This is a genomic window from Hominisplanchenecus sp. (assembly GCF_046967715.1).
GTDB lineage: Bacteria > Bacillota > Clostridia > Lachnospirales > Lachnospiraceae > Hominisplanchenecus > Hominisplanchenecus faecis.
The window spans coordinates 16,263-31,330 of record NZ_JBKVNQ010000011.1; the positions used below are offsets into that span (position 1 = coordinate 16,263).

The window sequence follows — 15,068 nt, forward strand, 5'->3', positions numbered from 1 at the left end:
CTTCGGGGAATTCGTTCATTTGCACATGCAATACTATTCTTTTGCAAACACTATTTTAAAATGTGCGGCATTTCAGTTCTTTACACCTGCCGGGAAACCAACGGTCAATTTTTATTTACCTGTTTCACGAAGCCATTTTTTTACTGCTTCCACATCTACTTTCAATGCGAGGGCAATTTGCTCAATCGGCACATGAAGTTCTGCAAAAGCAATAGCGGCATCTTTTTTTGCAGTATTAAGTCCATCAGCTACACCAGCTTCATATTCAGCTTTTCTGAGTTTTCGTTCTTCCTCTTCTTTATCGTATTCAAATATACTCATCGAGATCACCTCCGATTTATTTGCACGAAGAAATTCGGAGAGAATGTTATTACGGATACATTCATCAACAGCCAGCTTGACTGCTTCATTCAATTCCAATTCCTCCGCATATTTACGGACACAATTTACATACTGTGCATATTCTCTTAAAGTCTGGCATTGTTCCATCAGCTCTTCATTATGCCCTTCATTGATGTTTAAGGTCAGAACTTCCAGCTCCAGTTTTGGTTCACCGGACAGATTTTCAAAAGCTTCCGACAAATGGTTTACCCAATGATCTTTCTTTTTTTCAGTTCCATTATAAAATACGATAAACTGTGGTGCCGGGACTTTCAGCAGGCATGAAGAGTAAAGCGATTTATGATCGACCAATTTCTGATATTCACTGGAAATATAGAATAAATCTCGCAATGGCATATTTGGACTATAAGTAGACTGATGTTCATACAGAAACAAGTCTGTACCGATGATGAAAGCCAGATCATTTTTCATTCCCATATAAATGGCATTTTCCAGTGTGATGATTTCCAGTTTTTCCGGATCATCATAATGAGAACCGCTGACTGCATTATAAAGAGATAATAAATTTTTGCGGTCAGAAAACAGCATACGGAATACCGTATCCTTGTAATTACGGTTTGCAGTTGGTTGTTCTTTTTTAGCCACAGGCAGTACCTCCTTTTTGCAGGAGCGTACAAAAATGTGCCAGCCATACGGTCTATGCTTTCTTTTTAACAGTTTGAAACTCCTGCTTTTTAAATTGATTTGTTTGATTGAAAAGCATGAATTTCTGAAATGTGATTAGAAAATATAGATGGCAGGATGCCAAGAACGTTAAGAAATATGCTTTGAAAGTATATTATCATATAACTCTCATTATTTCAATATATTTTTAAAAAACAATTAAAATCAACATAAACAATAAGAAACTAAAATTATACGATAGAAGTGTAAATTGTGCCAGACAACAAAAGACAGAGGCATAGTGACGGCAGCAAGTTTCCGTTACTCTATCTCTGTCTTTTTCTGTTCTGTGTTTTGTACCCTGGCCTGAAGGACTGTTCCGCTTAAGCGACTCCTGGCAAGCCAGGAACTTTTGGCAATGTGCAAAATGAACAATTCCTAAGAAGGTACTCGAACATGGCCGGTACTTAGCGACCGTATTTTGGTCGGTTATGTACCGCTGCCAATGTGAGGTAGCGAGAGCGTGCCTTCGAGGAATTCGTTCATTTGCACATTCTAAAACCTCTCTGCATTTGCTTACCAGTAGCGTACAATCGCACGGATCGTAGCAAAGTTAAATGGTGAGGTCTTAATACCGCCCACCGGGTAAGCTGCCTCTGTAGAGGCGTGTACAATCAGCCCGTTTCCGATGTAAAGCCCAACGTGTGAGATTGGCTGGTAATAAAATACCAGATCTCCGGGCTGGATATTGTTGATGGAAATGATTTTTGCGGTAGCATATTTGGTTGTTGTGCCATCGTAGCCGATTGCCTGCTGGTCGGCGGTACGAGGGATCTTGATGCCAAAATGGCTCATGACGGACTGCGTAAAACCGGAGCAGTCTGCACCGTTTGTCAGGCTGGTTCCGCCGTAAACATATGGATTTCCGATAAACTGAGTCGCATAAGCTGCAATTTTGGAACCGAATGTCAGATCGGAATCGGAAGCATTCTGGTCAGTCATATATCCATTTGCATCGAAAGAGTAGAATACGTTGTCAATGATCATGATCTGGCTCTTGACCATTTCACCGGTCGTCGGAAGAAAATAGAACGTTGCGACGCTGTTATTATACCATCCTGTAACCATGACTCCGTTACGGTCAAATAAATAGGTTTTGCCGTTCAGGGTAACAATACCGGTTGCTTTGCTTCCGTCGGAAGTAAAATAGTAAGTCTTATCATCAATCTGCAGTTTCTGGCTGGTGACTCTTGCACCAGTTTCTCCTACATAATAATTGCCTACCCACTGGTTGGTGAGGACAATGCCGTTCTCATCTGTATAATAATATCTGCCGCTTGCAGAAACGACCCACTGGTTTTTTGCTTTCTGGTAATTGGAATCCAGGAAGTAGGTTTTGCCTTTCTGTGTCCAGATTCCGGTAGAACGTGTCTTTCTGGTACGGTTTCCCTTTTTGTTTATATAGTAAGCACCTACCCAGCAGCTCTTTGCCATCTGACCGTTTGATTTCAGGTAGCGTTTGCCGATCCAGGTATCGGTGACCATTTTACCGTTTGCATCAAAGTAATAATATTTGCTGCCAATCAGTACCCAGCCGGTCATAATCTTTCCGGTTGTCGGATGGAAATAGTAAGTGTCGGCACCAATCTGAGCGAAACCATAAGTACGTTCACCGGCGGCATTTACATAATACTTTTTGCTGATGATCCTGTTGGTGTACATACGGCCTTTTTTACCGAAGTAATAATATTTGCCTTTGATCTTTTTCCACTTTCTCGGTGCAGAACCGTCTGTTTTAAAGAAGTATGTATAGTTGCCGATCTTGTTCCAGCCTTTCAGCATCAGGCCGGTTTCAGCATCAAAGTAATAATATTTGCCGTTGTATTTGAGCCAGCCACTGTAACGTTCTCCAGTTTCGGTATTAAGATAATAAGTTTTGTCACGGATACGCAGCCAGCCTTTTGCAAGTTTACCTTTGTAGTTGTAGTAATAATACTTACCATCATTCTCTACCCAGGTATTTTTGTTTTCCGTCACGCCGGGAATCAGGATGTTAGAATCGTCTGCAGAAGAAGGATCCCGGACAATGTTTCCGTTTGCATCAATCGTGTAACTTTGATCCCCGGAGGTAATCACAGTGCTTGCAGCCATGGAGCCGTCAGCAGAAAGATAATATCCATCTACCCAGCGATTGGCGAGCAGCCTGCCTTTTATATCAAAATAGTACCATTTTTTATTGATCAATTTCCAGCCGGTTACGGCGTATTTGTTTTTTTCAAAATAGTAAGTATACTTACCGATCTGCTTCCAGCCAACAGCGTAGCCCGGTGCAGCCTTGATGGTATACCAGCGGCCGTTTGCATCTGCCCTCCACTTTGCTTCCGCTTTCATAGAAGGACTGACTGTGCCAAGTGCTGCTGCTAAAAGCATGGTAACGATAATCTGCTTTTTCATAAATTGCTCCTTTTAAAAATCATGAAGATCAAGATTTTGAAATCATGTTAAATATATTACAAAATTATTACATAAGAATTTTACAAGATTTAGCTTAGAAAGTCAAGAGAAAACACATATTCTGACAGGTAAATGTCAGCAGACCTGACCGGGATCACATTCCGGGTCTTAAGTGTGTTCTGCCTGAATAAAGATTTTACGTTTGAAATATGAGAGAACTGTGGGAGAAAAAAGACAGAACCCAGGGGACAAAAAATTGTCCGCCAGGTTCGGGAAATCCACTTGTTAAGCCTTCTTGCTCTGCATTCTTTTGATGACCTTCAGTCGGGTGAATTCTTCACGCTCTTTTTCTTCCAGTGCATTCTGAATGTCTTTTGTAAGAACGGTATAACGTGGGATGGTAATATTTTTCAGAGCGTTGGCACGCTTCTGGGTTTTTTTGATATTGTTTGCCAGCCGGTAAGCTGAATTTTCGATCATGGAAAGCTTGATGGAAAGCTGCTTTACTTTTTCAAATGAGGCTTTTGCCTGGTCCAGTGCAATGTTTGTACTGTAGTAAGCGTAAGTCGGGAAAGCAGGTCTGGTATCAGCTTCTACCAGGGGGATCTCCGTACCCATGATACTTCTTGTGCGGATGCGGATCGAATCCTCAACCGGTACGGAGTAGGAGATTTCTTCCACAAGGCTGATACCCAGTTTGATGTTTGCCATCTGCAGTGCGGCATAAGCCATGCGGAAGGTAGAATCAATTTCTTTCTGAATGGATTCGGCCTGCTGGATGAGTCCCATAAGTTCCCTGATCAGAATATTTCTTTTTTTGTCCATCAGCACATAGCCCTGTTTGGCAAGTGCGAGGGAGTTTTTTGCCAGAATTAAATTGCCCTTCGTAGGGAAGGTATTCGGATCCATAGGCTCACCTCTATTCGTTATAATATTTATCCAGGATCTTCGTATCGATACGGTCAAGTTCTTCTCTTGGCAGCATACGCAGAAGTTTCCAGCCAAGATCAAGAGTCTCAACGATAGAACGGTTCTCGTCCTCGCCCTGTCCGACAAAGGTATGCTCGAATGCCTGTCCGAATTTCAGATAGGTTTTATCCAGAGGAGAAAGTTCGTCCTCACCGATAACGGATGCCAGGGCTCTTGCATCTCCAACTTTTGCGTAGCAGGAGAATAACTGGTTTGCAACATCCTGATGATCTTCTCTTGTGTAACCTGCACCGATACCGTCCTTCATCAGACGGGACAGAGAAGGCAGTACGTTGATCGGCGGGTAGATTGCCTGTCCGTGCAGCTGACGATCCAGTACGATCTGACCTTCGGTGATGTAACCGGTCAGGTCAGGGATCGGGTGTGTAATATCATCATTCGGCATAGTCAAGATCGGGATCTGTGTTACAGAACCTTCGACGCCTTCTACGATACCGGCACGTTCGTAGATTGTAGCCAGTTCACTGTAGAGGTATCCAGGATAACCTTTACGGGAAGGAATCTCACCTTTTGAGGAAGAAACCTCACGCATGGCCTCTGCAAAGGATGTCATATCGGTTAAGATAACCAGGATGTGCATGCCTTTTTCAAATGCCAGATACTCTGCTGCGGTGAGGGCAACTTTCGGTGTGATCAGACGCTCTACAACCGGGTCGTTTGCCAGGTTCAGGTACATAACTACGTGGTCAGAAACACCGCTTTCTTCGAAAGTCTTGCGGAAGAATTCTGCTACGTCATATTTAACACCCATAGCTGCGAAAACGATCGCAAATTTTTCATCGGAATTATCACCCAGAGAAGCCTGTTTTACGATCTGAGCTGCCAGACGGTCATGTGGCAGACCGTTTCCGGAGAAGATCGGAAGCTTCTGTCCGCGAATCAGAGTGGTCAGACCATCGATTGCGGAAATACCGGTACGAATGTAGTTACGCGGATATTCACGGGTAACCGGGTTCAGCGGCAGACCGTTTACATTGATGTGTGCTTCCGGATAGATATCACCCAGACCATCGATCGGCTGTCCGATACCATTGAAGGTACGGCCGAGGATGTCCAGTGATACGGCAAGCTCCATCGGATGTCCGGTCAGCTTTGTGTGGGTATTTTTAAGGGACATACCTTCATTTCCCTCAAATACCTGGATAACGGCTTTGTCTTCGTAGAGCTCTACGATACGACCGAGTTTCTTTTCGTTGTTATCCACAACGATCTCTACGATTTCTTCAAAGGAGGCATTCTGCACGCCTTCCAGAACGACCAGAGGGCCGTTGATCTCGTTCAGGCCTAAATATTCTATTGACATTTCTTTTCCTCCTAAGCGTTCTTTTCAAGTACTTCGTCATAGAAACGATCGACTTCTTTGCGGTAGTCATCGAACATATCCAGACGGTCATTTGGAACATCGTATTTCACGGAAATGATGCGGTCAAAAATGTTGCTTTCTTTCAAAATGGACATCGGCATACCCATGGTAACCAGGGCTTTTGCCTTTGTGTTCAGATACAGGATCAGATCCATCATCAGGAACTGTTTGCGGATCGGAACACAGGTATCGTCTTTGTGGAATGCATTCTGCTGAAGGAATCCCAGACGGATGACTCTGGCGATCTCCAGTGTCAGTTTCTGGTCATCCGGAAGTACATCACTACCAATCAGTTTTACGATCTCCATCAGGTTGCTTTCCTGGTTCAGGATCGCCATCAGCTGATTTCGTTCGTCTACGAAATTCTTGTCGGCATTGTCACGGTACCATGGTGCCAGGTCATTTACATATTCACTGTAACTGGTCAGCCAGTGGATAGCCGGGAAATGTCTTGCATATGCCAGGGATTTATCCAGTCCCCAGAAGCAGCGTACGAAACGTTTGGTATTCTGTGTGACCGGTTCGGAGAAGTCACCGCCCTGAGGGGAAACCGCACCGATGATGGAAACACTTCCTTCGGAGCCGTTTAAGGTCTGCATCATGCCGGCACGCTCGTAGAAAGCGGAAAGGCGGGATGCCAGGTAAGCAGGGAAACCTTCCTCTGCAGGCATTTCTTCCAGACGTCCGGACAGCTCTCGAAGTGCCTCAGCCCAACGGGAAGTGGAGTCTGCCATGATCGCAACGTCGTAACCCATATCGCGGTAATACTCAGCCAGTGTGATACCGGTATAGATAGAAGCCTCACGGGCAGCTACCGGCATGTTGGAAGTATTGGCGATCAGAGTAGTACGGTCCATCAGAGGTTTGCCGCTTCTTGGGTCAACCAGTTCAGAGAACTCTTCCAGAACCTGTGTCATCTCGTTACCACGCTCACCACAGCCGATGTAGATGATGATGTCGGCGTTGGACCATTTGGCGATCTGATGCTGTGTCATGGTTTTTCCGGTACCGAAACCGCCAGGGATAGCAGCAGTACCACCTTTGGCGATCGGGAACAGAGTATCGAGGATACGCTGTCCGGTGATCAGCGGTTTGCTTGCTGCGAATCTTGCAGCAGTCGGACGCGGAACACGGATCGGCCATTTCTGGGCCAGTGTCAGTTTTTCTTCTTTTCCGTTTGCAAGCTGAACGGTTACGATCGGTTCGTTGATCGTGTATTCTCCATCCATTGCAACTTCCAGCACAGTACCGGAAATGTTCGGAGGAACCATGGATTTGTGGACGATTGCCTGTGTTTCCTGAACTTCTGCGATGATCGTGCCGCCAGAAACAAATTCACCCGGTTTTACGGTGATATGTGTCTGCCATTTTTTCTCCGTATCCAAAGAATCAACGCTGACACCACGGCTGATGTATTTACCGGAGGATTTTGCGATCTCACTTAACGGACGCTCGATACCGTCAAAAATATTGTTGAGGATACCAGGGCCAAGTGTTACGGAAATAGCATCGCCGGTAGCTTCTACCGGGTCACCAGGACGAAGTCCTGTGGTTTCCTCGAAGACCTGAATGGTCGTGATATCGTTTGTCAGACGGATAACTTCGCCTACCAGACGTTCTTTTCCGACGTAGACCATTTCAGCCATCTGAAATCCTGTGTTGCCTTTCAGGTAAATAACAGGACCGTTAATGCCGTAAATAGTACCTGTTTTATGCATTTGTAGCACCTCCGTTAAATGAGAAGTCTGCTTTTAACTTTTCCAGTTTGGAAGCGAAAGAATTGTCGATCAGGATGTTGCGATCCTGAAGAACGGCTCTTGTGCCGCCCATAAAGGAATATTCAGAAACGGTAACAGGAGCTCCGGTTGCGACCTGGAGACTGGAACGTTTGTCGGAGTCTGCAGGGTCAATGTAAAGGATCAGTTTTCCGGAACCGGCCTCTTTCTGAATGTTTTTGATCTGTTTGATCAGCAGCTGCTGATATGCTGAAGTAGTCATGTAATCTTCAAGCAGCTGTTTTACTTCGACAAAAAGCTTTTCTTTCAGTTCATTCTGTTTCTGTGTGATCTTACGCTTGATCTGAAGCTGCTCTTTGGAAAGAGCCATATTGTTGTTTCTCTTCAGATTGTCGCTTTCTGTTTTTAACTGTAAATCAGACTGGCGAAGAGTGGTTGCTTTGTGTTCTTTTTCTACCTTGTCCAGATTTACTTTATATTCTTCAATCATGGCAGAAGCCTGTTTTCTGGCCTCTTCCAGAGAAGATTCTTCAAAATATTTAAGCTTTTCTTCCGTAGTCAAAATATCTCACCTTCTTTATAATTTTATTCCGATTGCTTCGCTTACATAGGAAGTGATAAAGTCCGGTTTGCGGCCGGTACCGTGGCGGTCAGGGATTTCGATAAGAAGTGGAAGACGGCGGTTTAAGCGGACATCATCAATAATATCCGGAAACTCCCGACCGAATTTTTCGGTCAGGAGAATAATACCGTTTTCTTTATTGGCAATTGCATCTTCCAGTGCTTTACGAAGTTCCGCACGTTCGTGCACGATACAGCCTTCTACGCCTGCCAGACGCATGCCGGTCAGAGTATCGACGTTATCACTGATTAAGAACATTTTCATAAATTAATTGCCTCCTGATATGCGAACAGGAAATTAAAGTTTACCAAGGATCATGAAGGAGATGATCAGACCGTACAGAGCAATACCTTCGGCCATGGCTACGAAGATCATGGATTTACCAAAGATGCTTCCGTCTTCACTGATAGCACCCAGAGCAGAACTTGCTGCGTTTGCAACGGCGATACCACCACCGATGCAGGAAAGACCGGTTACCAGTGCAGCTGCCAGATAACCCATACCAGCTGCCAGACCGCTTGCAGATGCAGAAGCAGTATCAGCTGCCAGTGCTACAGAACCGTCGCCTGTGAAGATCATGATAACGGCAAGAGCCATGGTTCCAAAGAAGAGGAAGCAGTTGATGCCAAGTGTGGTTTTGAAGCGTCCACGGTTCTTTTCACCGATCAGAAATGCTGCGGTTGGTACGACGATGCTCAGAAGCAGTGCTGCGATAAAAATGAATTTTGTAATAGTTGACATAGTAATTTCCTCCTTAATCGTGTGTGATTATGAACTCACAAATATAAAATATTTTATTTCCGTTATTTTGCTTTTAAATGTTAATCAACGGATTTTTTAACAAATGGTGTGAATGGATGTCCTTCGCCTTTATAGAAACGGCTGAACATTTCGTAGTATTCCAGACGAAGTACCTGGATACCAACGATCAGACCCTCCATTGCACATACAAAAACGTTACCAAGTACGATAACGATCCAGTTGATGTTTCCGGATTCGGCTCCGGCAAGCATCAGGACTACTTCCATCATAGCTGCGTGGCTGACGGCGAAAGCACCGATACGCACGAAAGACAGCGTGTTGGAGAAGTAGCTCAGTAATACATCAAACAGTTCGAAAAATGCAGTTACAAGGAACATGCCTTTTTCTTTTGGCATAGCATCTGCTTTTTTCTCGACCAGTTTACCGAGCGGCTCTTTGAAGCCGATCAGGATCAGCGGAATGAGGAACATAACCACCAGAACACCGGCTGCCGGGATGGCATGACCTGTCATAAATAAGAAAACGACTGCAACGATCGCACCGTAGAATACAAAACCGGCGATACCGTTTGTATCAAAAAAGATGTTCTCAGCATCTTTTCTGCGGACTGCATTGATAATATGCAGAACCATCGTTGTCAGGATCAGGAACATACCAAATGCGATGGCAACAACGAAAGCGGTGTTCATAGTACCGATAAACGGAAGCGTTGTCATTGCATCCTTCGGATGCATCCAGAGTGCAGGTATGACATCCTCAAAACCGAAGAAACTGCCGAACAGGAAACCGAAGATCGTAGAGAAGACTCCGGCACTGCTTAAGCATGCTGCGAGTTCCATTTTTTTGAAATGGTAGAGCAGGGCACCGCCGATCACCAGGCAGAGTCCCTGACCGACATCACCGAACATGGCACCGAAAATAAAGGAATAGGTCAGTGCTACGAAGATGGTCGGGTCGATCTCATTGTAAGACGGAAGACCGTACATACGAACGAATAATTCAAACGGACGGAAGATACCAGGGTTTTTCAATTTGGTAGGCGGTGTCAGTGTGCTGTCTTTATCCTGATCTTCATTGCTTTCGATCAGACAGAACAGATTCTTGTCATCGGCTACGTCTTTTTCAAAACGAGCGGCATCGCTTTCCGTCATCCAGCCACACAGAATGTAGAAGACCTGTTTACCTTCTTTTGTGCAGGCTGCAAGTTTACGCACATCAAAGTTTGAAGTGAGTGAACGGAATTTGTCTCTGCAAAGCAGGACTTTGTTTTTGTACTCGTTGAGCAGTTTCGCACTTTCTTCACGGCACTCCTGAAGCTGGACATCAAGATCATGGATATCAGACTGAAGTTTTGTACCGACTTCCTGTGGAATACCTTCGTATTCATCCGGAAGGTGGATGCGTTCAAAGTGCAGGGAAGAAAATACGGCATCGATCTGTCCGGCTCTGCCCGCCGGCACAAAGTAAACACCCCATACATACTGCTCATCTTCGCTGCAGCGATAGAACACGGTGTCCAGATTTTCGTAGACATAGTGCTCCAGTTTTTTGTAGTAATCGCGTGTGATCTTACCGAAACGATATTTGATAAACTTAAACTGCAGTACGCTGTGAATATCAAAATCGAATCCAAGGAACGGTCTTAAACGTTCATAAGAAGCTTTCAGATCTTCCTTCTTTGCTTCCAGAGCATTGGTTCTTGTATAAATATCAGAAAATTTGCTTTCCAGAGTTGCGAGAGTCTCAGAAGCTTCTTCAATCGAAATAGTGCCGGTTGGGTTTTCCTGATTTTTATCCGTACCGAGCATGGAAGCGAATTCTTCTGCTTTTGTGAGCTTGTCTTTATAAGGATTGATCTCAATATAAGGACGAAGAGACTTGACAGTCTTAAGCTCGGAAAGAGCATTTTCCAGATGAATTTCGTATTTGGATAAATAGTCATTCACCACACGGTCGATGTCTTCTTTCGGGCCGGTAACGCTCAGAAATTTCATTTTCTCAATCAACGATTACACCCCCTTTTCAGATTTGAAATATATTTTTGCGTCTCACTGGTCGGAAGACCGTATCGGATGCACTCAAGCGTGGTTGTGAGGTCGTCAACCTCATGTTCTTTCTCATAGAGATATGAAATGATAACTGCAATGGAGAATGGATCCTCCTTTGCGTTCTTACGCTGAACACGATAACGGATCTGATAATAGGCATCGTCCAGTGAAAGTTTTGCTTCCTCCGGGAAATGTCGTCCGTAGTAAGTATTTCTGATGGCTGCGGTCAGTTCATCTGTAGTTGCAGCTTCGACCATCTCTTTGATCTGAGAGGTCTGAAGACGGTATTGGATACCGATCAGATGTGCATAGACGTCCGCATTGCTCATGTTGTAAAAATGCTTGGAACGATAAATCCAACGTATGTTCAGCAAATCCATTTTGACACCGTAATCGTCCATAAAGATTCTTTCTTCGTCACGAGTCAGAACCTTTTTGCGGCTGTCCCAGAACCATTTGAAATAGCACAGGTCAAGTGCCATCTCGTAATCCCACAAAGTAGGTTCGGACAGACCGGAGAGAAGAGATAAAGGACGATAGTAGATGCTTCCTTTCAGAAGGCTTACAAACTCATCCAGAGTTTTACAGTTGGAAAGAGCGGTCAAATTGATGTCCGAGTGTTTTTCAAAGAAATCTTTGAAAATATCGAAATTCAATTCAACATCTCTGTGGTCAAATACCATTCGCATACAGGTTTTCAGAAGTCCGATCTCGTATCTGCGGAAGTACAGATCCAGGATTTTACGCTGATGTATGGTTGCGAAACGGTAGATACTCTGGAAATCCGTGTAGATTGCGTTTGTGAGCATTTTCTCGATCTCTCCGCGGTGCAGGGAATTTTCGTTGGAATTTGCGAAAATACCAGCATAGGCGGACTTTGTTTTCAGAAATCCGATGGCATCGGAAACGGATGTCAAAGAGGCGAGATGCTGAAAATCTTTAGCGGTCAGAAGCTTCCTTCGCATACCGCGAATCTTGGTCGCTGTACCGCTGTAGGCTAACAGATTTCCCATAATTTTACTCCTCGATCATTTTTGCGATCAATCCGGCAGCAAGCTTTTCATGATTCTGATTGTAATCATTTTCGATTGCCTGAATCGAATCTTCAGTTGCTTTCTGCAGATCGGCAAGACTTTTTTGCATTTCTTCATTTAAGCTGGAACGAATCTGATCAAGCTTCTCCTGCGTAGCTTTCTCAGCCTCTTCATCAAATGCCTGAATACGTTCACGCATCTGCTGTTCCAGTGCCTTCTTTTCGTTCTCGGCAGCCTCAATGATACCGGCTGAGGCCTCTTCGATTGAAGACAGACGCTTGATGACGAGATCCATGTGCATCCCTCCTTTAGTATAGTATAGTTGCAGCTTTGAAATTCAAGCTGAACATATGCAAAAGCACAGCCCAGCCCACAAAAAACTGCAGAAGTTTATTGCCCTGACACTTCTGCCTTTATATGATTATTGCCAGACAACCGTAAAATCATGTTCACAGATACCCATTATAAATAGGTAGTCCTTTTTTCACTCCGTCTGACAGCTTACATTATACACGATTTCCACTTGATTTCCATATGCAAAATTCTCAAAAAAATAAAAAAATTTTATGGTTGTTTTGCACAATTAGAATGGATATGATAGAATACATGGGTATAACTCAGAAGAAAGTCAGCGATACCTAGTATATAAAATTTATATGATGCCAGGGCTAAAAGGTCAAAAAGACGATGCAAGCTTGCTTGTGAGAGTACGCAGTACGGAACAATCCGTATGGCATCAGTTACTGACAAATCTCAATGTCATAAATGCCAGGGCCAAAAGCCTGAAAGCACGATGTGCTTGCACAAACATAAAATTGGAGGAAAATAAATGCGTTTAAGAAATATACCGGGAGCGGATGAAGTGATCAGAAACTGTGACTGGGTAATCAAGGAACCGGCAGATAAAAAAGGAAAATGGAATACAGTATTTGGAAATGAAAATCCGATCCATATCGAAGTTGGGATGGGAAAAGGGCAGTTTATCACTGAGATGGCAAAGAGAAATCCACAGATCAACTACATCGGAATCGAGCGTTATACGAGCGTTCTTCTGCGTGCCGTACAGAAAAGAGAGCAGCTTCCGACAGAAGAAGCCCTGCCGAATCTGCTTTATCTGTGTATCGATGCCAGTGAACTTCCGGAAATCTTTGCAAAAGACGAAGTGGCAAAGATCTACCTGAATTTCTCAGATCCATGGCCGAAGGATCGCCATGCAAGACGCAGACTGCCGTCAAAAGAATTTCTGGCACGCTATGACCAGATCCTTGTGCCGGATGGCAAAGTAGAATTCAAGACCGATAACCGCGGACTGTTTGATTTTGCACTGGAACAAAGGGAGATCGCCGGCTGGAACCTGGACGGCTGCACCTTTGACCTGCATCATGATGAAAACATGAATGAAGGCAACGTGATGACCGAGTACGAAGAAAAATTCTCAAGTATGGGAAATCCAATCTATAAAATGATCATCAGCCGGTAAACAGATGTCATATTATATAGAAACAAAATAGAAACCGGACTATCCGTTTCGTTCGGTGGAGGAAAAATGGCACGAAGACAGAATGTTCGTGATCGCATTGGCATGGCAGTCTATGAAAAGAAAAAGCTGAACAAGAAACTGGTGACCATGCAGAAATCTTTTCAGGAAGTAAAGCACCTGATCGGGGATGAAAAAAAGAAAAAATAAAAAGAAGGCGTTTACAGCGGAGAATTTCCGGTGTAAACGCCTTATGTTGTTTCGGACTATTTTTTGATGCGGAACGTTTTCGATTTTCCGCAGGCAGCCAGCAGATTTTACTTTACATCAGTGCTTTGTACTATCAAACTCAAACGGCTGCAGATGTTCCGGAAGTGATTCGTCACGCTTTTGAAGCTGATGGTTGATAAGACGCTGGATCAGATAGCGTATAAATGCGACTGCCGGAACACCGAGGAACATACCAAGGACCCCGGCAATACTGCCGCCGACCGTGATGGCGAAGATGATCCACAGCGGCTTCAGACCGGTAGAATCTCCGAGGATTTTCGGTCCGAGGATCAGACCGTCAAACTGCTGTAATACAAATACCATGACAACAAAGATCACGGCTTTGAGCGGACTGATAAAAAGCAGGATGATCGCACTTGGAATGGCACCGATGAATGGACCAAAATAAGGGATCATGTTTGTGATTCCGACGATTACGCTGATCAGCACGGCATAAGGAAGTCTCAGGATCAGCATCAGTACAAAACAGAGCACTCCGATGATCGTAGAGTCGATCGCCTTTCCGACGATAAAACTGCTGAACAGACGATTGGCTTCTGCAGAAACATCCAGGATCAGCTGGATATATTTTACCGGGACAAATGCATAGACAACAGCTTTACAGGAATTGATCAGAGGTCGTTTGTCAGCCAGCATATAAATGGAAACCATGATCGCAATAAAGAGGTTCAGCACCCATTTAAGGATGGACATGGAGATCGAATACAGTGCCGGTATCATATTTGCGGCAAAATCCTTCGCATAGTTGATAAAGTTCGGGATCGCATTGTTGATCGTATTTCTCAGCACTTCCGTATCCAGCGAAGGGAAACGCTCTTCTAAAGTATCAAAGAAATGATAAAGCTGCTGTGCCGCAGTCGGAATAAAATTGACCAGATCCGTCAAACTGGTGATAATCTGCGGGATAACACCGAAAAGTACGATCACAATGATGCCGATCACAAGAACATAAGCAGTGATGATCGCCAGGATCTTACAAAGAGCATCACTTTTAATCTTACATTTATCACGGAACAGCTTGTAAAAGCGGGCAACTGCCGGGTTCAGTATGTAGGCAATCAGAGCACCGATGATAAACGGCATCAGAACAGCCAGACCTTTTTCAATATTTTTCAGTGTCGTGTTCCAGGATGTGATCAGATTGATGATGATCGCACCGAAAAAGATGACAAACATCGTATAAATACAGATTGTAAAATAACGGTTATTGGCCGTAAATTTATTTTTCTTGATGTCATCATCCGATTTGTTTTGTTTCTCCAGATTCATGGGCATCCCCCTTATAA

The 15,068-nt window shown here is 44.2% G+C and carries 14 protein-coding genes; 2 read left to right on the forward strand and 12 right to left on the reverse strand.

Features of this window, described 5'->3' with window-relative positions:
- Positions 1 to 111: 111 nt before the first annotated feature.
- The 11 genes from ACLTL4_RS02715 to ACLTL4_RS02765 all read right to left on the reverse strand — a co-directional run bounded on the left by ACLTL4_RS02715 (position 112) and on the right by ACLTL4_RS02765 (position 12,309).
- On the reverse strand, positions 112 to 987 hold the full coding sequence (locus tag ACLTL4_RS02715; protein WP_330589921.1) for a hypothetical protein: 876 nt from the start codon (positions 985 to 987) through the stop codon (positions 112 to 114).
- Between the two features lie 594 nt (positions 988 to 1,581).
- Positions 1,582 to 3,459 carry an NlpC/P60 family protein gene (locus tag ACLTL4_RS02720; protein ID WP_412320200.1) on the reverse strand — a complete coding sequence of 626 codons (1,878 nt, stop codon included), beginning with the start codon at positions 3,457 to 3,459 and terminating at the stop codon, positions 1,582 to 1,584.
- A 285-nt stretch (positions 3,460 to 3,744) separates the two neighbouring features.
- Positions 3,745 to 4,368 (reverse strand): V-type ATP synthase subunit D, encoded by a 624-nt coding sequence (locus ACLTL4_RS02725; protein ID WP_022118308.1) that lies wholly within the window; start codon positions 4,366 to 4,368, stop codon positions 3,745 to 3,747.
- Positions 4,369 to 4,378: 10 nt separating this feature from the next.
- On the reverse strand, positions 4,379 to 5,752 hold the full coding sequence (locus ACLTL4_RS02730) for a V-type ATP synthase subunit B (RefSeq protein ID WP_022118309.1): 1,374 nt from the start codon (positions 5,750 to 5,752) through the stop codon (positions 4,379 to 4,381).
- Positions 5,753 to 5,763: 11 nt separating this feature from the next.
- On the reverse strand, positions 5,764 to 7,530 hold the full coding sequence (locus tag ACLTL4_RS02735; RefSeq protein WP_022118310.1) for a V-type ATP synthase subunit A: 1,767 nt from the start codon (positions 7,528 to 7,530) through the stop codon (positions 5,764 to 5,766).
- Entirely contained in the window at positions 7,523 to 8,110 is a 588-nt protein-coding gene (locus ACLTL4_RS02740; RefSeq protein WP_173866843.1) for a V-type ATP synthase subunit E, read from the reverse strand. Before ACLTL4_RS02740 ends, ACLTL4_RS02735 begins: the two co-directional genes overlap by 8 nt.
- A 15-nt stretch (positions 8,111 to 8,125) precedes the next feature.
- Complete coding sequence (locus ACLTL4_RS02745; RefSeq protein WP_022118312.1) at positions 8,126 to 8,434, reverse strand: V-type ATP synthase subunit F; 309 nt, start codon at positions 8,432 to 8,434, stop codon at positions 8,126 to 8,128.
- Between the two features lie 33 nt (positions 8,435 to 8,467).
- Positions 8,468 to 8,911, reverse strand: coding sequence for an ATP synthase subunit C (locus tag ACLTL4_RS02750; RefSeq protein ID WP_022118313.1), 444 nt, complete (start codon positions 8,909 to 8,911; stop codon positions 8,468 to 8,470).
- Between the two features lie 80 nt (positions 8,912 to 8,991).
- Positions 8,992 to 10,938, reverse strand: a complete 1,947-nt coding sequence (locus ACLTL4_RS02755) for a V-type ATP synthase subunit I (protein WP_022118314.1) — start codon at positions 10,936 to 10,938, stop codon at positions 8,992 to 8,994.
- Entirely contained in the window at positions 10,935 to 11,993 is a 1,059-nt protein-coding gene (locus ACLTL4_RS02760) for a V0D/AC39 family V-type ATPase subunit (RefSeq protein ID WP_022118315.1), read from the reverse strand. Before ACLTL4_RS02760 ends, ACLTL4_RS02755 begins: the two co-directional genes overlap by 4 nt.
- 4 nt (positions 11,994 to 11,997) lie before the next feature.
- Positions 11,998 to 12,309, reverse strand: coding sequence for a hypothetical protein (locus ACLTL4_RS02765; RefSeq protein WP_022118316.1), 312 nt, complete (start codon positions 12,307 to 12,309; stop codon positions 11,998 to 12,000).
- Between the two features lie 534 nt (positions 12,310 to 12,843).
- On the opposite strand from ACLTL4_RS02765, the gene trmB reads away from it, so the two are divergent.
- Positions 12,844 to 13,494, forward strand: coding sequence for a tRNA (guanosine(46)-N7)-methyltransferase TrmB (gene trmB / locus ACLTL4_RS02770; protein ID WP_147632464.1), 651 nt, complete (start codon positions 12,844 to 12,846; stop codon positions 13,492 to 13,494).
- A gap of 66 nt (positions 13,495 to 13,560) precedes the next feature.
- Positions 13,561 to 13,701 carry a hypothetical protein gene (locus ACLTL4_RS02775; RefSeq protein WP_022118016.1) on the forward strand — a complete coding sequence of 47 codons (141 nt, stop codon included), beginning with the start codon at positions 13,561 to 13,563 and terminating at the stop codon, positions 13,699 to 13,701.
- 117 nt (positions 13,702 to 13,818) lie between these two features.
- Here the strand turns inward: ACLTL4_RS02775 and ACLTL4_RS02780 are convergent, their stop codons facing one another.
- On the reverse strand, positions 13,819 to 15,051 hold the full coding sequence (locus tag ACLTL4_RS02780; protein WP_215658857.1) for an AI-2E family transporter: 1,233 nt from the start codon (positions 15,049 to 15,051) through the stop codon (positions 13,819 to 13,821).
- Between the last annotated feature and the right edge of the window lie 17 nt (positions 15,052 to 15,068).

What these genes read in the sequence shown, in the direction of transcription:
- ACLTL4_RS02780 (WP_215658857.1), bottom strand. Translation starts at nt 15,051, where the DNA reads ATGAATCTGGAGAAACAAAACAAATCGGATGATGACATCAAGAAAAAT.
- ACLTL4_RS02760 (WP_022118315.1), bottom strand. Translation starts at nt 11,993, where the DNA reads ATGGGAAATCTGTTAGCCTACAGCGGTACAGCGACCAAGATTCGCGGT.
- ACLTL4_RS02720 (WP_412320200.1), bottom strand. Translation starts at nt 3,459, where the DNA reads ATGAAAAAGCAGATTATCGTTACCATGCTTTTAGCAGCAGCACTTGGC.
- ACLTL4_RS02775 (WP_022118016.1), top strand. Translation starts at nt 13,561, where the DNA reads ATGGCACGAAGACAGAATGTTCGTGATCGCATTGGCATGGCAGTCTAT.
- ACLTL4_RS02745 (WP_022118312.1), bottom strand. Translation starts at nt 8,434, where the DNA reads ATGAAAATGTTCTTAATCAGTGATAACGTCGATACTCTGACCGGCATG.
- ACLTL4_RS02725 (WP_022118308.1), bottom strand. Translation starts at nt 4,368, where the DNA reads ATGGATCCGAATACCTTCCCTACGAAGGGCAATTTAATTCTGGCAAAA.
- ACLTL4_RS02765 (WP_022118316.1), bottom strand. Translation starts at nt 12,309, where the DNA reads ATGGATCTCGTCATCAAGCGTCTGTCTTCAATCGAAGAGGCCTCAGCC.
- ACLTL4_RS02730 (WP_022118309.1), bottom strand. Translation starts at nt 5,752, where the DNA reads ATGTCAATAGAATATTTAGGCCTGAACGAGATCAACGGCCCTCTGGTC.
- trmB (WP_147632464.1), top strand. Translation starts at nt 12,844, where the DNA reads ATGCGTTTAAGAAATATACCGGGAGCGGATGAAGTGATCAGAAACTGT.
- ACLTL4_RS02735 (WP_022118310.1), bottom strand. Translation starts at nt 7,530, where the DNA reads ATGCATAAAACAGGTACTATTTACGGCATTAACGGTCCTGTTATTTAC.
- ACLTL4_RS02750 (WP_022118313.1), bottom strand. Translation starts at nt 8,911, where the DNA reads ATGTCAACTATTACAAAATTCATTTTTATCGCAGCACTGCTTCTGAGC.